Annotated in this window: 19 protein-coding genes and 1 tRNA gene; 12 read left to right on the forward strand and 8 right to left on the reverse strand. The window is 58.9% G+C overall.

Annotated elements, in window-relative coordinates; all coding sequences use genetic code 11:
• Nucleotides 1–379 precede the first annotated feature (379 nt).
• The gene (locus YBN1229_RS05335; protein ID WP_046477284.1) at nt 380–1,435 is read left to right on the forward strand and encodes a sensor histidine kinase; all 1,056 of its coding nucleotides are present in this window, start codon (nt 380–382) and stop codon (nt 1,433–1,435) included.
• A gap of 65 nt (nt 1,436–1,500) precedes the next feature.
• On the opposite strand, the gene YBN1229_RS05340 is transcribed toward YBN1229_RS05335, so the two are convergent.
• From YBN1229_RS05340 to hemC, 5 genes are all read right to left on the reverse strand, one after another.
• Nucleotides 1,501–1,576: transfer RNA gene (locus tag YBN1229_RS05340), tRNA-Thr, on the reverse strand.
• Nucleotides 1,577–1,764: 188 nt separating this feature from the next.
• Complete coding sequence (locus YBN1229_RS05350) at nt 1,765–3,534, reverse strand: heme biosynthesis protein HemY (protein ID WP_046477286.1); 1,770 nt, start codon at nt 3,532–3,534, stop codon at nt 1,765–1,767.
• A gap of 14 nt (nt 3,535–3,548) precedes the next feature.
• Nucleotides 3,549–5,330 (reverse strand): hypothetical protein, encoded by a 1,782-nt coding sequence (locus tag YBN1229_RS05355; RefSeq protein ID WP_046477287.1) that lies wholly within the window; start codon nt 5,328–5,330, stop codon nt 3,549–3,551.
• A 112-nt stretch (nt 5,331–5,442) separates the two neighbouring features.
• On the reverse strand, nt 5,443–6,177 hold the full coding sequence (locus YBN1229_RS05360) for a uroporphyrinogen-III synthase (protein WP_046477288.1): 735 nt from the start codon (nt 6,175–6,177) through the stop codon (nt 5,443–5,445).
• A gap of 6 nt (nt 6,178–6,183) precedes the next feature.
• Nucleotides 6,184–7,122, reverse strand: a complete 939-nt coding sequence (gene hemC, locus YBN1229_RS05365) for a hydroxymethylbilane synthase (RefSeq protein ID WP_046477289.1) — start codon at nt 7,120–7,122, stop codon at nt 6,184–6,186.
• A gap of 166 nt (nt 7,123–7,288) precedes the next feature.
• On the opposite strand from hemC, the gene tsaD reads away from it, so the two are divergent.
• The 6 genes from tsaD to acs all read left to right on the forward strand — a co-directional run bounded on the left by tsaD (nt 7,289) and on the right by acs (nt 13,295).
• Entirely contained in the window at nt 7,289–8,350 is a 1,062-nt protein-coding gene (tsaD, locus tag YBN1229_RS05370; RefSeq protein WP_046480008.1) for a tRNA (adenosine(37)-N6)-threonylcarbamoyltransferase complex transferase subunit TsaD, read from the forward strand.
• Nucleotides 8,351–8,437: 87 nt separating this feature from the next.
• Nucleotides 8,438–9,433 carry an NAD(P)H-dependent glycerol-3-phosphate dehydrogenase gene (locus tag YBN1229_RS05375; protein ID WP_046477290.1) on the forward strand — a complete coding sequence of 332 codons (996 nt, stop codon included), beginning with the start codon at nt 8,438–8,440 and terminating at the stop codon, nt 9,431–9,433.
• 165 nt (nt 9,434–9,598) lie between these two features.
• Nucleotides 9,599–10,036, forward strand: coding sequence for an EVE domain-containing protein (locus YBN1229_RS05380; RefSeq protein WP_076605381.1), 438 nt, complete (start codon nt 9,599–9,601; stop codon nt 10,034–10,036).
• 48 nt (nt 10,037–10,084) lie between these two features.
• The gene (locus YBN1229_RS05385; protein WP_046477291.1) at nt 10,085–10,750 is read left to right on the forward strand and encodes a class I SAM-dependent methyltransferase; all 666 of its coding nucleotides are present in this window, start codon (nt 10,085–10,087) and stop codon (nt 10,748–10,750) included.
• A 55-nt stretch (nt 10,751–10,805) separates the two neighbouring features.
• Nucleotides 10,806–11,225, forward strand: a complete 420-nt coding sequence (locus YBN1229_RS05390; protein ID WP_046477292.1) for a DUF1761 domain-containing protein — start codon at nt 10,806–10,808, stop codon at nt 11,223–11,225.
• 117 nt (nt 11,226–11,342) lie between these two features.
• Nucleotides 11,343–13,295: an acetate--CoA ligase gene (gene acs / locus YBN1229_RS05395; protein WP_046477293.1), complete on the forward strand. Its 1,953-nt coding sequence runs from the start codon at nt 11,343–11,345 to the stop codon at nt 13,293–13,295.
• Nucleotides 13,296–13,422: 127 nt separating this feature from the next.
• On the opposite strand, the gene YBN1229_RS05400 is transcribed toward acs, so the two are convergent.
• On the reverse strand, nt 13,423–14,676 hold the full coding sequence (locus YBN1229_RS05400) for a pilus assembly protein TadG-related protein (RefSeq protein WP_046477294.1): 1,254 nt from the start codon (nt 14,674–14,676) through the stop codon (nt 13,423–13,425).
• Nucleotides 14,677–14,913: 237 nt separating this feature from the next.
• Nucleotides 14,914–15,090: a DUF1674 domain-containing protein gene (locus YBN1229_RS05405; protein WP_046480010.1), complete on the reverse strand. Its 177-nt coding sequence runs from the start codon at nt 15,088–15,090 to the stop codon at nt 14,914–14,916.
• A 199-nt stretch (nt 15,091–15,289) separates the two neighbouring features.
• Between YBN1229_RS05405 and htpX the strand changes: the two genes are divergently transcribed.
• The 5 genes from htpX to YBN1229_RS05430 all read left to right on the forward strand — a co-directional run bounded on the left by htpX (nt 15,290) and on the right by YBN1229_RS05430 (nt 21,925).
• Complete coding sequence (gene htpX, locus YBN1229_RS05410) at nt 15,290–16,264, forward strand: zinc metalloprotease HtpX (RefSeq protein WP_046480011.1); 975 nt, start codon at nt 15,290–15,292, stop codon at nt 16,262–16,264.
• A gap of 5 nt (nt 16,265–16,269) precedes the next feature.
• A complete protein-coding gene (locus YBN1229_RS05415) occupies nt 16,270–17,724 on the forward strand; it encodes an RsmB/NOP family class I SAM-dependent RNA methyltransferase (protein WP_244465016.1) in 1,455 nt (484 codons plus the stop codon).
• A 164-nt stretch (nt 17,725–17,888) separates the two neighbouring features.
• Nucleotides 17,889–19,670 carry a heparinase II/III family protein gene (locus tag YBN1229_RS05420; RefSeq protein WP_046477295.1) on the forward strand — a complete coding sequence of 594 codons (1,782 nt, stop codon included), beginning with the start codon at nt 17,889–17,891 and terminating at the stop codon, nt 19,668–19,670.
• 95 nt (nt 19,671–19,765) lie between these two features.
• Entirely contained in the window at nt 19,766–21,358 is a 1,593-nt protein-coding gene (gene purH / locus YBN1229_RS05425) for a bifunctional phosphoribosylaminoimidazolecarboxamide formyltransferase/IMP cyclohydrolase (RefSeq protein ID WP_046477296.1), read from the forward strand.
• Between the two features lie 33 nt (nt 21,359–21,391).
• The gene (locus tag YBN1229_RS05430; RefSeq protein WP_052743723.1) at nt 21,392–21,925 is read left to right on the forward strand and encodes a GNAT family N-acetyltransferase; all 534 of its coding nucleotides are present in this window, start codon (nt 21,392–21,394) and stop codon (nt 21,923–21,925) included.
• A 75-nt stretch (nt 21,926–22,000) separates the two neighbouring features.
• On the opposite strand, the gene pqqA is transcribed toward YBN1229_RS05430, so the two are convergent.
• Entirely contained in the window at nt 22,001–22,090 is a 90-nt protein-coding gene (gene pqqA / locus YBN1229_RS05435; RefSeq protein ID WP_046477297.1) for a pyrroloquinoline quinone precursor peptide PqqA, read from the reverse strand.
• Nucleotides 22,091–22,454: the final 364 nt, after the last annotated feature.

Here is a 22,454-nt window from a genome sequence, read left to right on the forward strand (position 1 = left end):
ACCGCGGGCCCGCGAACTTCCTCTTAAGCCGCGCTTCCCAAGGGTGGCGGGCGCGACCTCCCTCGGAGGCGCGAGAGAAGAGCATATACAAATCGTGATCGGAATGAAAGATCCTCAGCTCAAATCCTAAGTTGGAAACTTAGCAGATGCCGCCTACGACCGCGGAAAGACCCTGGGAACCAAAGGCAGATAAAAATGCTTGTACTCGGGTGTGCCTATGGCAAATGACGCTCATGTTCGCTAGCTGAAGCAACCTCTATCCGCCATTTGTCGGTCTCAATGAGAGTGAGACCCCGGCTTAGCTACGATGTCCGAGGTGATGTGTGAGGAACCAGTGGTTCAGGAGAGACGTTGCGCGTTTTCAAGGCCGAACAGCCCAATGGCGTCTCTCATACAATCGTTTGATTGGAGTAGAACCGAACTTGGGCCGATGGAATCCTGGCCGACGGCACTAAAAATTGCCGTCGGAATGATGATTCATTCGGACTTTCCCAAATGCATCGCTTGGGGATCTCAGCTCACGACAATTTATAACGACGCCTTCAAGCCCATCCTTGGCGACAAGCCGGAAGCTCTCGGGAGATCTTTTCGCGAAGTTTGGGCCGAGGTCTGGGAAAATATCCAACCGATTTGCGATAAAGCCTTTCAGGGCGAGTCGACGTTTATCGAGGATTTTCCACTCGTAATCGATCGTTTTGGTTATCCCGAGCAGTGTTACTTTACGTTTTGTTATAGCCCGATCCTGGATGAGGCCGGCCAAGTCGTCGGCATGCTTGACACTGTCATCGAGACGACAGGCAAGGTTGAAGCAGAGCGACTTGCCGATGTTCGCAATTCTGAGCTGGCGCACCGTATCCGAAATTCGCTCGCGATGGTCTCTGCGATTGCCGGGCAAACTCTTCGCAACAGCGACTCGCTCGAAACTGCGGCACGATCACTCTCTAACCGGCTGCAGGCGCTGGCCAAGACGCATAGTCTTTTAACGTCAACAACGAACCCATCTGCGACCGTCAGTGACATCATCTGGACCGCGCTGGAACCCCACGTTCCAGATCGAGAGCGCTTCGAAGTATCTGGCCCTCTCGTCAAACTTCCCGAACGGCAGGCACTTTCGATGGCCCTCGCTGTAAATGAGCTCGCGACGAATGCCGTAAAGCATGGGGCGCTATCGACAGACAGCGGCAGGGTTCTGATTTCTTGGGCCCTAGAGCAAGATGTGGCCGAAGGACGGATGTTTCATTTCCACTGGGCGGAAGCCGACGGACCTCCTTGTCGTGCACCTTCCCGCAAGAGTTTCGGCACGGTCCTTCTGGAAACTGTCGTGCCAGCGGACTTTCAGGGCCAAGCGCGCCTCGACTATGGGGCTGAGTGCTTCCAGTATACTCTGATCTCAAACTTGGATCGCTTTGACGATGTGATCTCTGCCAGACCGTAGCCCCAGCGCGCAGCAGCTTTAAAGCTTGCGACGGCTCTCCAAGTCATCGATTTTTGGAAATTAAATGGTGCCGCTTGGGTGACTTGAACACCCGACCCCATCATTACGAATGATGTGCTCTACCAGCTGAGCTAAAGCGGCTTACCATGTATCAGCGTGGCGCTCGACATAGCGCCATTGCGTCCGGTTTGCAAGTTCCGAAACGACCTTTTGTACCGGCATCTGAGAACGATCGGCCTTGTCCATCAAGCGCATAGCCCGTGGCCAAAGTGACAGACGCGGCTGAAAGCGTTGCTTTGCCGCGCCTGACGGCGACCAAGACGCGCCGCTCAATTGAGACGGCGCGCCGTGGCCTCCTTCTCTGGAGGCGGACCGGGATCGTCCGGCGCACGCGGCGAAACGAAGATGTTGGGCTCCGCCTGGGCCCCCGACGCCGAATTGCCAGCCGTCGGTTGCCGAGCCGTTGTCACTTTCACCGAGGCTTCTTCGCTGTGGACCGCCGCTGACATCTTTGCGTCGCGCGGCTTGACGTCAGCTGTCTTGGAGGGATCGGTCGCGGGCGGAGTGGCGGACGACGACGTACTGGCGGCTCCGGAGGAGCTCTGAGAGCCAGCGGGCGCGACAGCAGTCTTGCCGGTGCGCGCGTCGCCGTCATCTTCGATCACGTCAGCATCCGCGACCGGGCTCGTCTTAGCGGGAGCAACTGGCGCAGGTGTGGTTGGCACCGGTACAGCGGCAGCTGGCTGAACGGGGGTAGCCCCCAGCGCGACCAGCTCTTCGAGCTTTTGCGCAAGAAGTTCTTCGCTCGCTTTGTCGACCGTCTCGACGGGCACCCGCCACTGGAAGGCGTCAAGCGCGCCGGTCACCGGCGACACGGGCGCCCAGTTGTCGGACACAACGCCGTCGGCCGTCCAGGCCGGATCACGTTGCGCGTTCACCGCCCGGGCCAGCCATTCGCGTACGCGGCCCTTATCGCCGTGCTGCTCGCCTTCGATCTTCGCCATGAGAGTGCAGACGCGTTGCGTCAGCCGGTTCTCAAGCAGCGGCTCGAGGGCCTGACGGGCCGAGTCGTAATCTTTGGCCTCGATCGCAGCGACCGCGACGGCAATCGGACTTTCCAGAGAATAAGGATTGAGCGCGGCCAGCTTCTTCACACGGTCAAGCCGGTCGCGCGGACTGTCGCCGAGCCGCGCGTAGGCGTAGGCGGTCGCGAGATCAGGATGGGGCGCTTTCTGCCAGGTCGTTTGGATAACCTTGGTGGCACGGGGTGTGTTGCCGCGTGATGCTAGGAGCCGACCCGCGATAGCCGCGGCGGGCACAAGATTGGGGGCTAGGCTATGCGCTTCCAACGCCCACGCCAAAGCGCGTTCTGGATCGCCGTCTTCGGCCTTCTGCGCCTGCGCTGTGAGCAGAACGGCACGGCGTCGGTTGGCGCTGGCCTTCTCGATTTGTCCGTTTTTGCGCGCAATCGCCAGCGTTTCAAGCGCGCCCGCCCAGTCCGCATCCTTGCACTGCAGATCGAAGAGAGCATCGACCGGCCAGCTCAGCGCGGCGTTGAGATGCACGGCGCGTTCCGCGAACTGCTTGGCGGCTTCCGTCTCGCCTTCCCGTTCGGCCTCCAAAAAGAGACCACGAAGTCCGAGCTGCTCGGTGTCTGGCGAACCGAGCATCGCTTCGTAGATGCGGCGCGCTGTGGCGCGGTCGCCGGAAAGCTGCGCCGCCTGCGCCCGCAGGAGATGCGTGAGCGGTTCGCTCGGAAGCGACTTGCGCGCCTGGATCGCATAGCGCGTGGCCATGGCACGGTCGCCCGCACCGATAGCGATCATGCCGCTCGACAGCGCATCAAGCCCGCGCTTTTGACGCCGGCGATTGAGGAAACTGCCCAGCGCTGCCGGGCTTCCCCAGAGATTGCGGAGCAATGACCAAGCGAACAACACGAGGCCGATGAGGAGTGCAAGCAGCACTACGGCGCGAAACACGCTCGTCTCGATCAAGTAGCCTTGCCAGTTGATGACGAGATTGCCTGGCCGGTCAGCGAGCCAGGCAAGACCTGTCGCAATGACCACCACAACGCCCAGAAACAAAAACAAACGCACCATGAGCGAAACGACCTCTAGTTGGCGTTAGCGTCAGAGGGCGCGGAAGCCCCACTGATCGAAGCCTTGAGCTGGCCTTCAATGACGCCGAGCGCCTGATCGACGGCGTGTCGGGCCTCGACGGTCTTGATCCATTCAGCGGCGCGGTCATGCGCGGGATAGGGCAACTTGGCAGCTTCCTTCAACACTTCCCCAAGCCGACCGGCCGAGAGCGCCGTGCTGATGCGGCCCACAATCGCTTCGACGCTTTGATCGCTGGGGTCATGATTGACCTTACGGACGCGCACGACGGAGCGGGCCCCGGCAATGAGCTGATCAAGGACCGAACCGTCTTCGGGAACGGCGGCGGCGTCGATGATATCGTTTGCGACCGGCCGGAACGTATCCTCGAGTTCTTTGAGCGTCGGAACACCAGCCGTCTCGTAGGGTTCAAGGGCTTTCAGGTCGAGAACCCCTGTCGAAGCCTTGCGGACTTCCGCCAGCTCGCCAGCATAACCTTCACCACGGTCAACGGCCCGTTTCAGGTTGGCAAGCTCGAGCGATAGTACAATCCGCTGCGCATTCGCCTGGCGATCCTTCTCAGCTGAAACCACACCGGAGACTTTGTCGGAAAGGTTTGAGATCTGAGCTTCAACAGGTTTGATTGCCGAGGAAACGTCCTCGGCCGTCGTCAGCTTGGAAAGCTTCTGATTGACGTCGCCGGTAAATGCATCGAGCTGACTGCGGATAGCGCCCGTCTCTTCCTGGACAACCCGCAGCGTATCGGTGATACGGGTGTTATCGGCTTTCAACGCTTCAAGACGCTGGCCCAGTCGTGCGGCTTCGGTGGTAACCGTTGCGACCTGCCTATCCAGTCGTTGCGTTCCAGACCGGGCCGACTCGCTGACTTCAGCAATGCCCGCGACACGTTTGTCGACGTCCTGGCCTACGCTTTCCCGGAGAGCCGCGATCTGATTGCCGAGGCTCGTCTCGAGATCTGAAAGGCGGCCCGAGAGTGCAGCGAGCTGTGGCAGCCCATTGGTGTTGCCGTCTCCTGCCGACGACACGAGCGTATCAAGCTGCTGCTCAAGTTTTGTGAGCCGCGCTTCTGGAACGGTGCCTTCCGGAGCAGCCTGCAGTTTCGCATCGAGCGCTTCGGCCTTCTGCGCCAATCCACTCTGCGTTTCCTGCAGAGCACTGACGGACTTCTTCAAATCTTCCAGAGCATCGATCCGGCTGTCCGTCGCGGCGAGGCGTGACGTAACGTCTTCGCTCTTCGTTGCCTTCTCAAGAGCGGCCAAGCGACGCTCAATTTCGGCAGTTGTCTCGGACGTTTTGTGCGCCGCGCTCGGCAGCCCGAGCTTATCCGCGATTGGCGGAATCTGCGGCCCGAGCATGTCAGCACCAAGAAGAGCCAAAAAGCCGCCGACGATACCGGCTGTCAGATGCGAAAGAAATCCGCCGCCAGACCGGGGCCGTTCTGTGCGCGTCTCGTTCGGCTTGCTCTCTTTAGCGTCCGGCTTCTTTGCGTCGGAAGGCGGTACGCTCTTGCCGCTGCTGGCGGTCTCAGTGGGCTTCGCGCCGCCGGACGATGCGCCTGCGCTTGAAGACGCCGTCGCACTGGCAGTTGTCTTGTCTGGCGATGGCTTCTCCGAAGAGGCCTTGGCGTCCGCAGGCTTCGCACCTTCGGCCGATGTTTGGCTCTTGCTGCCGCCGACCTCAGTCGCCTTCAGATCAATAGTCGCGACAGGCTTCTTACCGCCAGCCGTTTCACCAGGCCGGATGGGATCCTTGCCTGGTTCATCTTTCTTCGTAGTCATGGAACGAACGAACCTCCAACGCATCGACCGCCCGCGTCGAATGCCGGCCCGGGACGCTCCCCGCCGACAACCGCATATTTTCTTCGTCCGCGAGTTTAAGGGGCTTTGCTTGTTACTGCTGGAATTGTGCCGCTATCCGGTTAACGAGTGCAAGCACTTCTTGGTTATTCGGCTTTGCCGCGACGTGCGTGCATGACCAACCTTCATCCACCAGGAACTTGCAGGTCGCCTCCGAAATACAGGCATAAGACAGCGAGCGTGCTTCCACCTCCAACCCGGTCGATTTGATCAATCTCACGAAAGTGTTCGCCGTTTGCGGCGACAACAATGTGACGAGATCGACTTGTCCTTGCCGAATTGCCTCTTCGGCTTCGGCTGTGAACCCTGTAGCGGGCTCAGACCGGTAACATCGTATGGTTTCCGCCCGGTAACCGAGTTCGGAAAAAGCCTGAGCAAAATTAAACGCGAGTTTATTGCCGGCCAAATGCACGATCCGTCCGTCCGCTGGAAGACCGTGATCCTTGAGAAGTTCGGCCAGTTCGGCGCCTGTTCCGGGACCCTCGATAATATGCCGAAATCCCAGTTCACGGGCCATCGCGAACGTCCGCGGTCCGACGACGAACGTCTTCACACTGGTGAGGTGCTCCAGCTGAGGATTGCCGGCAAGCGCTCTTAGTGCGTTTTGGCTCGTGATGACGAGCGCCGCGATGTCATCGGCGCGAATATCTGGAATTGGCTCGGATAGGATAGTGACAAGAGGTGAAATGACGACAGAGTGCCCTGCCGCCGTCAGAGCCCGCCGCATGTCTTCACAATCTGCCTCAGGCCGCGTCACGAGAATACGCATTGCGTGTCACGTCGCCGATGCTGGGGACGAACTGAGAAATCCAGGCCCCGCGCGATCAAGCAGTTCCCGCGCCGCGTCCTCGCCGAGCCGAATAGCGCTTGCGGGCGACCCGGATTTGACCGTCGAGAACTCCCGAGCCCCATCCGGCGACAGGATTTGTCCGCGTAAGCGCAAAACATCCCCGTCGAATTCAGCGAGACCCGCGATAGGTGTGCGGCACGATCCGTCCAGGATCCTTAGAAACGCGCGTTCGGCGGTCACACAAAGAGCCGTCCGCTCATCATTGAGAACGCCCGTAAGCGCATTGTTGTCTTCGTCGCCAGCCCGGATTTCGATGCCGATGGCAGCCTGCGCCACGGCAGGGAGCATAACGTCCGTCTCAATCGATGCCGTGATCTGATCTGTCAGGCCCAACCGCCTTAAACCGGCGCAGGCAAGAAACGTCGCGTCGGCGACACCATCGGCGAGCTTCTTCAGGCGTGTTTGCACGTTGCCACGAAAGCCGATGACCTCAAGATCCGGCCGCCGAAGCTTGACCTGAGCTTGTCGCCGTAACGACGAGGTTCCGATACGCCCGCCGGCGGGCACGGCGTCCAGAGACGGGTAGGCCAAACTGATAAATGCGTCGCGAACATCCTCGCGCGGAAGCATGGCCGAAATCGTCAAGCCGGCTGGGAGAGTGGTGGCCATGTCCTTCATGGAGTGCACGGCAAGATCGATCTCCTCACCGAGAAGAGCTTCTTCGATCTCCTTGGTAAACAACCCCTTGCCGCCGACATCAGCCAGTGAGCCGACGACCTGATCGCCCGAAGTTTTAATGACGACGATTGCGAATTGGTCTTCCGCCAGACCATGAGCGGCCATCAAGCGAGCCCGTACCTCATGCGCTTGCGCCAAAGCAAGCGGCGACCCGCGGGTCCCGATTTTGATTGTCTTTTGTTGCAAGTGCGCGCTCCCCAGTGATAGGCGGAGGTGGAAGACGAAATGGCGCGACAGTATTGGCGCGCTAAGCACGCCAACGCAAATATGTGCATGGGCCAAGCCTCGATAATGCATGAATTAGTCAGGAAAAAAACGCATGTCGCCCAGTGAGATGGCACATGAGACAATAATACTCGGGATCGAAACGAGCTGTGATGAGACAGCGGCGGCTGTCGTTGCGCGCGATTCCGCGGGTCGCGGTCGCATCTTATCGAGCATTGTCCGTTCGCAGTGGGATAGTCATCGCCCGTTCGGGGGCGTGGTTCCAGAAATCGCGGCGCGGGCCCATGCGGAATGTTTGGATGAGTTGATCCGCGATGCTATGGCGGAAGCAGGTATCGGCTTTGAGCGCATCGATGCCGTGTCCGCTGCTGCGGGCCCAGGGCTTATCGGGGGCCTCATAGTCGGTGTCGTCACGGCAAAAACGATTGCTTTGGTTCGAGGCATCCCGCTCGTTACTGTCAATCACCTCGAAGCCCATGCGCTCACTGTCGGTCTGACGGATGGATTGGACCCGCCCTATCTTCTCTTGCTCGTCTCTGGTGGGCATACGCAGTTGCTGCTGGTTCATGGTGTCGACCACTACACGCGTCTCGGCACAACCATCGACGACGCGCTGGGTGAGGCGTTCGACAAGACGGCGAAACTCTTGGGCCTACCTCAGCCGGGCGGCCCCTCCGTGGAAAAGGCGGCGAAGCAAGGAGACGCATCACGTTTCGTCATGCCGCGCCCTATGCTCGGGCGCGAGGAAGCGCATTTTTCCTTCGCGGGCCTCAAAACAGCGGTGCGCCAGCGCGCACTTCAACATGCTCCATTGAGCGACAACGACGTCAACGACCTTTGCGCCGGATTTGAAGCAGCGGTATTGGCAAGCGTCGCGGACCGTTGCGGTCGCGCCTTCGATCTGGCGGCTGAGATGCTAGGCGAACCGGTCGCGGACTTTGTCGTGGCCGGGGGCGTGGCTGCAAACCAGGCCTTGCGTCAGACACTCCGGGATCTGGCCGAAAGTCGCGGCAGCCGTTTTCATGTTCCTCCCGTAGAACTTTGCGGCGACAATGCCGCGATGATCGCATGGGCAGGCGCGGAGCGTTTGGCCCGCGGACTAGCCTCTCCGCTAGATGCCAAGGTACATCCGCGCTGGCCGCTGGATGCGACGGCACCGCGTGCGATTGGGGCCGGCGTCAAGGCGTGATTGCCGTGCCGCGGCATGATAGACCTGCTCGGTCACAGTTTTGGTGGAGATCCGAATGCGATCACGCCGTACTTTTAAGGAGAGCTTATGCAAGTCTCGAGCGTGGGCATCGTCGGAGGCGGCGCCTGGGGAACGGCGCTGGCGCAAACCCTGGCTTTAGCAGGACGCAACGTCGTCCTATGGGCCTATGAACCCGACACCATTCGCGAGATCAACGAGCACCATCTGAATCGGAACTATCTTCCCGGCGTAAGTTTGGAGCCCGGGATCCGCGCGACGGGCAAGATGGCCGATATCGCCGCCCAGGACGTCGTGCTGCTCGTACCGCCCGCACAAAATCTCCGTGCCGTTGCGAGCGAACTCAGCCCGCATTTTTCTGCAGGCCGCCCGGCTGTGATCTGTGCCAAGGGTATTGAGCGCAGCAGTGGCAAGTTGATGGGCGACGTTTTGGCCGAAGCTCTGCCCGGTGCGTTGCCTGCAATCCTTTCCGGTCCAAGCTTCGCCGCAGATGTCGCGCGGGGACTGCCCGCGGCGGTGACCCTGGCCTGTGCGGACGAGGAGATCGGCCGCTCCCTCGCCGAAGGCTTGGGCTATCGCAACCTGCGCATCTATTGGTCGTCCGATGTCATTGGTGTGCAGCTCGGCGGGGCCATCAAAAATGTTCTGGCCATTGCAGCCGGCATCGTCGATGGCAAACAGCTTGGCGCCAGCGCGCATGCCGCGCTGATCGCGCGTGGTTTCGCTGAGTTGCGCCGCCTGGGCGAAGCGATGAGTGCTCGGTCCGAAACACTCATGGGCTTGTCGGGGCTTGGCGACCTGATCCTCACCTGCGGAAGTCCAAAGTCACGCAACATGTCCTTGGGACGGGCGCTGGGCGAAGGCCAAAATCTTGAGGCCATCCTCGGTCAACGTCGCGCCGTCACCGAAGGCATCTACACCGCCGAGGCCGTCGGTCGGTTGGCAAGCAAATTCGATGTGCAAATGCCGATCTGCCAAGCCGTACTCGATATTGTATCGGGCGAGATAACAATCGATGCTGCAATCGAATCATTGCTGACCCGCCCGATGAAATCAGAGATTTAGGACCGAAGGGGTAGTTCCGGCGGGAGGCTGCAAGAATTTGAGGAGCACGAGCACATGAAGAAAGCGGCGGGCAGCAAGTCGACGACCTCCAAGGCAGCCGCTAAACCTGCCCCTAAGAAAAAAGCTCCAGCGAAGCCGGCCGCGGGGAAAACGAGCACAGAGGGTATCGACCGTTGGCTGTTTAAATCGGAACCGGACGTCTTCTCCTGGGAAATGCTCAAAAAGTGCGGTCGCAAAGGCGAACCTTGGGATGGGGTCCGTAACTTTCTTGCGCGCAACAACATGCGGGCAATGAAGAAAGGCGATCTCGGCTTCTTCTATCACTCAAATGAAGGCAAAGAGATCGTCGGCATCGTGGAGGTCATCAAGGAAGCGCATCCTGACCCCAAAGACGATACCGGCAAATGGCAGTGCGTGACGGTGGCGGCTGTCGCCGACCTGCCCAAACCTGTAACGCTTGCAGACGCGAAAGCGAACGATAAGCTGTCCAAAATGAGCCTCGTCACTTCAATGCGACTGTCAGTGCAACCTGTCACCACCGCGGAATGGAACGAGGTCTTACGTATGGGCGGCTTGGACCCAAAAGCGCTCAGCAAGAAATGAAACCATTTTTTGCCGACGAGCGCTTTTCCTCCGGCACATGAGACCCAAATGGCTGCGGCCGAATCATCACGCTCTGCTGCCTTCATCCGGAAAAATACAGTACCACTGAGCCCTCCGCTGGTTCCGGAAATTAGACTGCATCTGGCAGAAGAATCCCTCCCCATTTGGCTAAAGACCGAAGAGGAACTGCAGCAACATAATATTGATCCGCCCTACTGGGCATTCGCTTGGGCGGGGGGACAGGCACTCGCGCGCTACGTGTTGGATAACCCTACGCTTGTCCGCGGAAAGCGGGTTCTGGATTTAGGATCAGGCTCCGGGCTTGTGGCGATTGCAGCGTGCCGCGCCGGAGCGGCCTCCGCACTGGCTGCTGATGTCGATCAGCTTGCCTCGGTAGCTGCCGAGGTCAACGCCGCGCTGAACAGCGTCACGCTGACGACGACGGCAAACGATATGCTCGTAACAGGGGCTGGGAAATTCGACGTGGTTCTGGTGGGAGATCTGTTCTACGAGGCCCAGCTCGCGAAAAAGGTTCTGACATTTATTGAGGCCAACGTTTCGGCAGGCGTCATTGTACTCGTTGGAGATCCACGCCGTAGCTATTTTCCTTTGGACCGGTTCGAGAAGCTGACCGAATATACAGTCCCCGTCACCCGCCAGCTGGAAGACGCAGAGATCAAGCGAACCGCCATCTGGCGCTACAAGCCAGGCTAACGACGGGCATATTTTCTAATATTCACGCGTGTACGCATCAAAGGTAAGGCTGAGAATGGCATTCGCAGGCATGAACTACATGGCGATCGTTGTCGCCGCGGTTTTCGGCTTTCTGTTCGGAGCTATTTGGTACGGAGCATTCGGCAAAGCTTGGCTCTCTGCACTAGGTAAAACAAAGGAACAACTGGCTGCGAGCGGAAGTCAAAAGATCGTTCCTTTCATAGTTTCATTCTTTTGTTTGCTGGTCATGGCGTTTGTACTTGCCGGCACGATTGGTCATCTTGGCCCAGGTCAGGTCACACCCAGAAATGGCGCCATATCCGGAGCCTTCGTCTGGGCAGGCTTCATTCTGACCACGACACTGACGAACAACGCATTTGAACGCGCGAAGCCGTCACTGACACTGATCAATGCGGGTCATTGGCTCGGTGTTTTATTGATCCAGGGCCTTATCATCGGCTGGATGGGCGTCTGAACGATCCAGCCGATCCGTTAAGGACGTGCCTTTCTAAGACCAACGGTGAGGCTTGTGGCCGTACGACCTGCGGCACATAATGCAGGCCAACAAAATTCGATACCGGGAGGAACTTCGATGTCTGAAAACGTGTACCCCGTATCCCCAGAATGGGCTGCGCGAGCATGGCTCGACGAAGCGAAATACAAGGAAATGTACAAGCGTTCCATTGATGATCCCAATGGATTCTGGGGCGAAATGGGTCAGCGTCTGGACTGGATCAAGCCTTATACCAAGGTGAAGAATACGTCTTACGATCCCCACGACGTACGCATCCGCTGGTATGAGGATGGCAGTCTCAACGTCTGCTACAATTGCGTAGATCGGCACTTGCCGACACGCGCGGATCAGAACGCCATCATCTGGGAAGGCGATGATCCAACCGAAGACGAGCAGATCACCTACCGCCAGCTGCATGAGCGCGTCTGCAAATTCGCCAACGTCCTCAAAGCCAACGGCGTCAAGAAAGGTGACCGGGTCACCATCTATCTGCCGATGATCCCCGAAGCGGCCTACGCCATGCTGGCGTGCGCGCGCATTGGTGCGATCCACTCCGTAGTGTTCGGCGGCTTTTCGCCCGATAGCTTGATGAACCGGATCGCCGATGCGGATTCGAAGTTTGTTATTACGTCGGATGAAGGTGTCCGCGGCGGTCGCACCATCCCTCTGAAGAAGAACACAGACGATGCAATTACCGCCGGAAACCTGAGCGACATGAAGGTCCTCGTCGTTCGCCGCACAGGTGGTGCCGTCGATATGGTGCCGGGACGCGATCTCTGGCTGCACGAAGAGCTGGTGAAGGTTTCCGCTGACTGCCCGATTGAAGAAATGAATGCGGAAGATCCGCTGTTCATTCTCTACACGTCAGGCTCCACCGGTCAGCCCAAGGGTGTCGTGCACACCTCCGGCGGCTATCTGCTGTTTGCAGGACTGACCCATCAATACATCTTCGATTATCACGACGGCGATATCTACTGGTGTACGGCAGATGTCGGCTGGGTCACCGGCCACAGCTACATCATCTATGGACCGCTTTCCAACGGCGCGACGACCTTGATGTTCGAGGGCGTGCCGAACTATCCGACAGCGTCTCGCTTCTGGCACGTCGTCGATAAGTGGCAGGTCAATATCTTCTACACTGCGCCGACCGCCATCCGCGCTCTGATGGGAGCAGGCGATGATTTCGTCAATCGTACCGATCGCTCTTCGCTGAGGCTGCTCGGTTCCGTGGGAGAGCCCATCAACCCGGAAGCCTGGATCTGGTATTATCGCGTTGTCGGCAACAGCCGTTGCCCGATCGTAGATACGTGGTGGCAGACGGAAACGGGTGGCATCCTCATTTCGCCGCTACCGGGTGCCATGGCCTTGAAGCCTGGCTCAGCAACGCTTCCGTTTTTCGGTGTCCAGCCGGCGCTCGTCGATGAACACGGCAATGAACTCGAAGGCGCGGTCAACGGCAATCTGATCATCAAGGATAGCTGGCCCGGCCAGATGCGCACCGTGTTCCGCGATCATGATCGCTTCGTTCAGACCTATTTCTCCACGTACAAGGGGAACTACTTCACGGGCGATGGCGCACGTCGCGACGAAGACGGCTATTGGTGGATCACGGGACGCGTCGATGACGTGTTGAACGTATCCGGTCACCGCATGGGAACGGCCGAAGTGGAAAGCGCTCTGGTCGCGCATCCGAAGGTGTCGGAAGCAGCCGTTGTCGGCTATCCGCACGCGATCAAGGGGCAAGGCATCTATTGCTATGTCACGCTGAATGCCGGCGAAGCAGTCACCGATGAGCTGAAAGCGGAACTGGTCAAGCACGTTCGGGCCGAGATCGGTCCCATTGCTTCTCCGGACCTCATTCAATTCTCCGGCGGTTTGCCGAAGACGCGTTCCGGCAAGATCATGCGTCGCATCCTGCGGAAGATTGCCGAGGATGATTTCTCCAATCTGGGAGACACGTCGACCTTGGCTGATCCGCTGGTCGTTGAGGACCTTATTGGCAACCGCCAGAATCGTAAGGTGACGGGCTAAACGATCCATCGTTGACCGATGTATGGATCAAACTCCCGGGGCTTGCCCCGGGAGCCGGACTCGTCTCTTCGGCCTCACGTTAGCTTCCGGCGACTAGGTGCCAGACTGCCCGCGAGGATCGGCGAAATCAGTTCGTCAGACGTAGATTGTTCAACTGTGTCGCAATGCGCGTGAACGCGGTGCGTAACGCCTCATCGTCTGAAGCATCGAAATACCGGTCGGGACTGCCCGCACAATCGAGCAGCATCTGCTTGGTGCTGTTTGAACTGACTTGAAAAGCAACCGTGTAAACCAGGATCGAGTCAGAGCGCATCTTGCCACAGGTTTCAACCGTCCATGCGGCGCTCTCTCTTGCTTCAGGCGAATAGTCGCCGTAGTTCCTGCCGCCGATCGTATTGAATAGACCATCAGTCATGAGGACCATCGCCTTGACGGTTTTGCGATCGCCATAGGCAACGGGTACGCTATCGCCCCCGAATACGCTGCCCCAGTTCGGTGAGAGTAAGAAATACCCCCACATGGCACCGAGGTGTCCGGCAGTAGATCCCCCAGTGTTATAACGAGCAACTTCACGCTTCAGGGCGGCCTTGTCACTGGTAAGCGCGATGACCTCGCCATCCGGGCATGTTGGGTTTCTAACGATGCCCGTGTCACCTTTGACCTTGAGATAATTGTTGGGACCTGGAGACTGATCACCTCTTGGATTCGAGCCCTCACGCTCGAAGGTACAAGTTTGCTTCTTCTGTCCCGTTACCGCTTTTGCATAGTCACCGGCATCAACACCTGATGAGTAAGGAGCAAGCGCCACGCGTATCTTGTTGTCGGAGGTCTCGCTTCCGACGTCGGGAAGCATAATGTCAATTAGGGCGTTCGTCGCCGACTTCAGCGCGCGGATCTTGGAGCCGCCCATCGAGCCGGTGAGGTCGAGCGCCATCGACAGTTCGATGTCGCGATCATCGAAACGGCTGGAAGCCGTTGCGGGCACAGTCACGTTGGTAAAGCCGGCAATTTTGGTGAGCGTCATAGGAACGTTCGCGTCGGCCGTTACGTGCACTTCGCCAGTTGCGCGGACAATCCGAACGAAGGGACGCCCTACCGTTCCGAAGCCCGAACCCTCGCCTAGGTTCGTATCGAAATAGCGCTCCGCAATCTCTTGGACATCGGTATCCGACAAGCGGCCGTCAAGCAACGCACGGCCTGCGGCAAGGGCGGCAGCATCTACGGCTTGCGCCAGCCGGGTTTTGGTATGCACGACACGCCCATAGTCGACGGCCATCCCGACAGAAAACAGAACACCCAATAGCAGCAGACCGAACAAGACAGCGACGCCGCCGTTCTGGTCGGTTAGGAAAGCTCTGGGGAAACGGGAACGACCGAGCATGCATTTCTCCCTGGACGGCACGCAAACTCTGATCCGGGATATGCAGGGGACGCTGCTGACGCCCCAAAGCCGGTCCAGACTCCCCCCACGCGTAACAATATTCGGTGTAGATCACGTTAAGGAGGGACAGCCCAGCGGCAAGTCGGAAAATTTCACCTCGCCGAATGGTAAAAATTATAGAAATCAGATGAGTTATCGTTCGTTACGATAGAGGATTTCGGCCAGTGTTAAGGACGGCTAAAAGTCGGAAATGATCCCGCCCTTTTCCCAATCTCCATAGCGAACGGGGTCTGGCCCATCGCGGCCGCCCAACTCACGCGCACCCGGTTTAGCCTCGGCTTCCGCTGCGCGCCTCCGTTCTTCTGCTTCGCGCAAAGCCCGCTGGGCAGCGGGGGAGAGGTCTCGTTTCTCCAGCGCAGCATTTTCATCTGTACGAGCCGGACTTTCATCTAATCCTGCCCGGTCAGATCCATCGTTCACGGATTTTCTCCTTATCGTTTGCCATTCAGGCTAGTCGAGGTCGAAAGACTAACCCATATAGAGCCCAGCATCTATGCCGGTAGCGTAATATACGACCGGCGCTATTGACCGTTGTGGAGTGATCTGAATGCCGATGAACTACGTCAAGACAGCCATGCTTCTGGCGTTCCTGACTGCAATATTCGTCATGATGGGCTACCTGATCGGAGGCAGCACCGGCATGGTCATCGCGTTTATTGTGGCCCTGGTCATGAACGGATTCAGTTTCTGGAACTCCGACAAAATGGTGCTTCGGATGTATCAGGCTCAGGAGGTCTCCGAGGCCAATGCTCCGGAATACTACCGCTTGGTGCAAGGTTTGGCGGCTAATGCCGATTTGCCCATGCCGAAAGTCTATATTCTTCCGTCTCCGCAGCCCAACGCGTTTGCCACGGGGCGCGATCCGCATCACTCAGCGGTCGCTGCTTCTACCGGGCTGCTCGATATCAGTTCACGTGAAGAGCTGGCGGGCGTCATTGCACACGAACTCGCGCACATCAAAAACCGAGATACGTTGACCATGACGATTGCCGCCACCATCGGCGGCGCCATCTCCATGCTGGCTCAGTACCTTCAGTTTAGCGCCATGTTCGGCGGTGGCAGCGATGAAAACAGATCCAGCCCACTCGGTTGGATCGGCGTGCTCGGTGCGGCACTTTTGGCGCCCTTTGCAGCGATGCTTGTTCAAATGGCGATCAGCCGTTCACGCGAGTATCAAGCCGACCGGATGGGCGCCATGATCTGTGGCAATCCTCTGTGGTTGGCGTCCGCGCTGGGTAAGATCGAGCGCTATGCACGTGGTACGGTCAACGAAGAGGCCGAACATGCTCCAGCGACCGCGCATATGTTCATCATCAACCCGCTCAACGGTCGTGGCGTCGACAATTGGTTCTCCACCCATCCAGCGACTGGCAATCGCATCGCCGCGCTTGAAGCCTTGGCACGCGAGATGAACATCACGCAGTCGTCTTCGGCCCCCGCCTATACGGAAGAACCGGCGCGACAGCCGGGAGGGCCATGGTCACGCACTGCGCGCGACACCGATGGCGGCCGCGGACCTTGGGGCTGAACCGGGTGAACCAAAAGCAATCGAAAGCAAATCCCCGGCGCGGTAAGCGGCGGCCGGCGACGTCGGGCCCCGTCGCAAAAGCGGATCAGCGGATAGGCGTGCCAAAATCCACCGGGAAGAATACACCTCCCGGCCTTGTAGCAAGAGAGTTGGCTGTCGATCTGGTCGTCGCCGTCCTCACTCAGAACCGCGCTTTTGACGAGGCTCTGACCGCGGCCTTTGCCGCACCGCGTTACGCAGATCTGGAAGCGCGCGATCGCGGCTTAGCACGGCAGATCGCGGCGACGACGCTACGCTATGCGCGTCCCTTGCAAGCAAGGCTTGATAGCCGTTTGGACAAGCCGTTATCGGCGCGATACGCCCGGATTGGAGCGATACTTTTGACGGCTGCTGCGCAGTTATGCCGGCTGGCGATCCCACCACACGCGGTTATCAGTCTTGCGGTTGATCAGACGCGCTACGCGCGCGCGGGCAGCCACCTGGACAAGCTCGTGAACGCGGTGCTGAGAGGGTTGGTTCGCGACGGTGTATCCGTCTCTTCTGATCGTGAGACCATACGTGAGACCCTTCCAGGTTGGATGTGGCTCCGATGGGTCAAAAACTACGGTGAAGCGACGGCCCAAGACATCGCAGAAGCCTCCTTACAGGAGGCTGCGCTCGATCTAAGCGTGAAGTCCGCTCCACCGCAGTGGGCGGAGCGGCTAAACGGTGCAGCGTTGGCCACAGACACGGTGCGCCTTGTTCCTGGCGGACGCATTGAAGATTTGGAAGGCTTTGCTTCGGGTGACTGGTGGGTACAGGATGCTGCGGCTGCGTTACCGGCTCGTTTAGCAAGCTTGACCGTCGGACCTGCCGCCGAAGTTGCCGATCTCTGTGCGGCGCCCGGCGGTAAGACGGCGCTGCTCGCTGCCACAGGGGCCCGCGTCACCGCCGTTGAGATTTCGGCCGATCGGCTCCAACGCCTCGCAGCAAACCTGGACCGGCTCGGGCTCTCCGCAGAACTCGTTGAGGCAGATATCGCGACGTGGAACCCCGCACGTCAGTTCGACGCCGTTTTGCTCGATGCACCCTGTACGGCAACCGGCACAATTCGCCGCCATCCCGACATCATTCATTTGAAACGGGAATCCGATGTCGCACGTCTCGCGACAATTCAGGCAAGCTTGCTGGAAAATGCCGTGAACCTCGTTCGGCCTGGAGGCTGCCTTGTCTATTGCACGTGCTCGCTCGAGCCCGAAGAGGGCGAACAGCAGATGTCTGCTTTTCTCGCATCCCACCCGGAATTTGAGGTAATGCCGATTGAACCCGGACTGGCTGGGATCGAAGCAAGCTGGATCACTCCTGAAGGGTATCTACGAACGCTTCCGTCCTTCACGCCAACGATCGTTGCAGAAGGAGACGGCGTCTCCGTTCCAAAGGGCATGGATGGCTTCTTTGCGGCCCGCTTGCGTCGGCTCTGACGGAAAACTTCAGCGGAAGTGGCTTTAGGGCTGCGGGCAAAAACCGCACATCCATTTGTGCACATCGTAGCGCCCGCCATGGAAGTGCTGCGATCTGATATAATGTAGCGGGAGCCAGATTTGCATTCATGCCAATCTGGAGCGTGGGAGTTTCGGGGAACGACATGGCGCGATTAAGCCTGTCCGAGCAATATCGCGTGTCTAAGCTGGCAGCGGGACGTGCCCGGCGCCGTATGCTGGCGCGCGCCCTCTATTCTCCCGCTCTGCGCTGGCGTTATGGCTCCAACGTCGCGGATCAGTTGCTCATTGTTCCGCAGGATCTCCATACCGCCGATCCGAGCTTTTTTCATGAAATTCAGGTTGGCCAGTTCGGCCTAGCGGGGTCTTTGGCAACACTCGATGGCCGCTCGCCGTTCGACCTGAAAGCGCAGAATCTCGCATGGAATAGGGAACTGCATGGTTTCGGCTGGCTACGCCATCTCGATGCCGCCGAGGAGCCGGAAGCACGGGATGTCGCGCGTAAACTCGCCGTCGATTGGGCGACGCGCCATCATCATTCATCCGGAGTGGCTTGGGAGCCGGCAGTCATCGCGCGCCGTATGATTTCCTGGATTACGCATGCCAGCCTCTTGCTGGAAGACGCTGACCCAAAAACCTTCGATATTGTGGCCGAGAGCCTCGGTTATCAATTAGTCCGTCTCTCTGCGACATGGCGCATGGCGCCAGTAGGTTCGCCGAGATTGCTGACGTTGATCGCCATTGTCTTGGCTGACCTGTCGATAGCAGGACACGAACGCCAACTGCGTGATGCGGAAGCCAAACTCGCTGGGGAGCTTTCACGTCAGATCTTGGAAGACGGTGGCCACGTCAGCCGTAATCCGGCCCTGCTTATTGATTTGATGCTCGATCTGTTGCCGCTCAGTCAGTGCTTCGTCGCGCGGGGCCGCAAACCGCCAGCCGAGGTGACGAGCGCCATCCACCGAATGCTCACGATGCTTCGGTACATGCGCATGGGGGATGGTTGTTTGGCGCGCTTCAATGGTGTGAGTGTTCCAGCCCCGGCCCACCTCGCAACAGTTCTCGCTTATGATGATCTGGGCGGCCAAGCTCAGACTATGAGCGCGGGACCATCGAGGTACGCGCGAATATCGCGAGAAGCCGCGATCCTCGTCGCGGACGTCGGCGGTCCACCGCCGCTCGAATATGCGGGAATAGCACACGCAGGGAGCCTGTCTTTCGAATTGAGCGTGGGCCGCCAGATGGTTCTGGCCAACGGCGGTGCACCAGGCTCCGCGGACGGAGAATGGCTGCATCGTGCCCGTGCCACGGTCAGTCACAACACGCTATGTCTCGGCGAGAAATCTTCATCGAAGATGGTGCGCCATCCGTTCTTGGAAGAATTGGCGGGTGCGCCACCGATCCGCTATCCCGACAACGTCACACATTCGCTAAGCGATGCGACAGGCCTTGATGCCAGCATTTCCGCCAGCCATGATGGGTATGTCCGTCGTTTTGGCCTCATTCATCATCGCCAACTAACGCTTTCGGCCGATGGCCGCTGCCTGAGCGGCATTGACCGTATATCGGGGCCGAAAAAAGTCGTGCGGCTCAATCGCGATATACCCTTCTCAATCCATTTCCACCTGCACCCGGAAATCGTCGTAGCCCAGTCGGCCAACAAGACGGGAACGGTCGCGATTGAATTGCCAGACCGATCGATCTGGCGCTTCTCGGCGTATGGTGGAGATGTCAGCGTCGAAGAAAGCGTGCACTTTGCGGATTCGGCCGGCCCGACAAGCTCCCTGCAGATCGTCGTTCGTGGGTCAACGAACGGGGGCAGCGAAGTCGAATGGCAACTCGTAGCGGACGACAAGGTCAATGCACCGCAGAGCCCGCCACCGCTCCCGGCTGTCACGACAAGCAATGAGAGTGAGTCGAAACGCTGATTTCGCTTCCGGCCGGTATCGTGCTAACGGCGTGAGCCAAACGGGCCCGCATTGCGTCGGCCCCGGCCACGAAGATCAAAAACAAGAGGCAGATAATGACCGACAGCATCCGGCGGATTACGCGCGCTCTCATTTCGGTTTCCGATAAGAGCGGGCTTGTGCCGTTTGCGGAAGCGCTTGCGGCCGCGGGCGTCGAGATCGTTTCGACGGGTGGCACAGCCGCGGCGCTGGCCGCCGCTGGATTGCCGGTTCGCGATGTCGCCGAGCTGACCGGGTTTCCCGAAATGATGGATGGTCGGGTCAAGACCCTGCATCCCGCTGTGCATGGCGGCCTGTTGGCCATAAGGGACAGCGCTGAACATCAAAACTCAGCCAAGCAGCATGGGATCGAGCCCATCGATCTCCTCGTGGTGTCCCTCTACCCGTTCGAGGCAACCATCGCTTCTGGAGCGGATTTCGATACGTCCATAGAGAATATCGATATTGGCGGGCCGGCAATGATCCGCGCCGCAGCTAAGAATTTCGATGGCGTCGCCGTGGTCGTCGATCCTGATGATTATGAACGTGTGCTCGCAGAGATGCGCGCCAACGCGAGTGGCACGACTATTGAGCTGCGCCGGAGGCTTGCCGCGAAGGCTTATGCCCGCACCGCAGCCTACGATGCCGCGATAAGCCGGTGGTTTGCTGAGGTGGTTAAGGAGGATGTTCCGACCTGGCGCAGTTTCGGCGGCCGCCTGGCTCAGCCGCTGCGCTATGGCGAGAACCCACACCAGACCGCAGCCTTTTATCACATGGCCCCTTCGCGCGCCGGCGTCGCGACGGCGCATCAGCATCAGGGCAAGGAACTGTCCTATAACAATCTCAACGACACAGACGCAGCCTTCGAGTTGGTCGCGGAATTCGACCCGTCGAAAACGGCTGCCGTGGCGATCATAAAGCACGCCAACCCTTGCGGCGTTGCCACCGGCGCGACGTTGAAGGACGCCTATGAGAAGGCATTGCGTTGCGATCCGGTCAGTGCGTTTGGCGGCATCATTGCTTTGAATCGCGAGATTGATGCCGAAGCGGCCGAAGCCATGACGCAGATCTTTACGGAAGTCGTTATTGCCCCCGGAGCCAGCGACGCTGCCCGTGAAATTTTTGCGGCCAAGAAGAACCTGCGTCTTCTCACAACCAATATGCTTCCTGATCCGCGTGCCCCGGGCTTGCTGGTCCGGTCGCTGGCCGGCGGATTGCTCGTGCAATCGCGGGACGACGCCGTCGTGGAGGATTTCGACCTCAAGGTGGTGACGAAACGTCAGCCCACCGAAGCTGAGTTCGCCGACATGCGCTTTGCATTCAAAGTGGCGAAGCACGTCAAATCAAATGCCATCGTTTACGCCCGTCAGGGCGCAACCGTCGGCATCGGTGCCGGCCAGATGAGCCGCGTGGATTCGACGCGTATTGCGGCTTGGAAGGCTGGTGAAGCCGCTAAAACCGCTGAAATCGCAGAGCCTCTGACACGCGGTTCGGTCGTTGCCTCCGATGCATTTTTCCCCTTCGCGGACGGCTTGATTGCCGCCGCAGATGCTGGGGCGACCGCCGTTATCCAACCCGGCGGATCGATGCGGGATGAGGAAGTGATCGCAGCCGCTGACGCGCGTAATCTGGCAATGGTATTTACGGGGATCCGGCACTTCCGCCACTAGCTTACCAAGGCGCGATCGGCGCATGTTGAACAGATGTCGAGGCGCGAACAAGAAGGCCCAACCGTTCGCCTGCGTCCCGCCACGCAGGCTGATTGGCCGTTGATCCAGTCGTGGCTCAAGATGCCTCAAGTCGCGGAGTGGTGGGGGAGCCAGTCCGCGGCTCAGGCTGAAATCCGCCTCGTGTTTGAAACACCGTCAGCACTTGCACGTATCATCGAAATCGACGGCCAGCCCATCGGCTATACGCACGCCATTGACGCGACGTTTTGGGGGGAGACGCTTCCGGACGGGCTGCCACCCGGCGCTTGGGATGTGGAAGTGTTCGTGGCGGCACCCGAACATCGAGGGCGCGGCATAGGTGGCACTGCGCTCGACCTGCTCGCCGATGAAGTTTTCTCGACGACGCTGTCGGTCGCGCTGTGTGTGTTTGTCTCTGTGCGAAATGAACATGCGGTCCGCGCTTATGAAAGCGCTGGCTTTGCCTGGGTGCAGGTCTGGAATGATCCGATCTTTGGGGCGTCCTGGTTGATGGTTCGCCACCGGCCGCAACGAACGTCGGCCCACTAAAACAAAACGGCGACCGCTCTTGCGGTCGCCGCAATGTCTTCATCCCAACCATCAGGATGGGATAAACTGAAAACCTTAGATAACGTCGATTTCAGCCGGCAGATAGCTGGTGACTTCAAGACCAACTTCCTGCTCGCGAACCTGCGGCTTGTTCCAGATCTTCATTATAAATTCCTCCAATGTTTCGGGAGTGCCGTAGCAAATCCCGAACAGACATATAGTTCAACACATCCGCCGCAACCAATCGTATTTTAGCTCGCGTATTATAAGGCAGGCTAATCGGCGTAACGTTATTCCATAAGATATGTTATGTTATTTCGTTCGGTTTAGTTGGCTTTTTTTGCAGCCTTTCTCGTGTCTCGGATTGCCGGCCTTAAAACCGCGTGAGGGCGGTTAACCGTATGTCAGCATGTCCCGGTAACGATAGCGGCCGCGAACCGACAAAATTGGCCAATTGTTGGGCTTTCGAAGGCTTATCTCCCCGAGACCGCCATATTCCCCAAGCAAACCCAAAGAGGGAGCGATTTGC

Source organism: Candidatus Filomicrobium marinum (genome assembly GCF_000981545.1).
Taxonomy (GTDB): domain Bacteria; phylum Pseudomonadota; class Alphaproteobacteria; order Rhizobiales; family Hyphomicrobiaceae; genus Filomicrobium; species Filomicrobium insigne.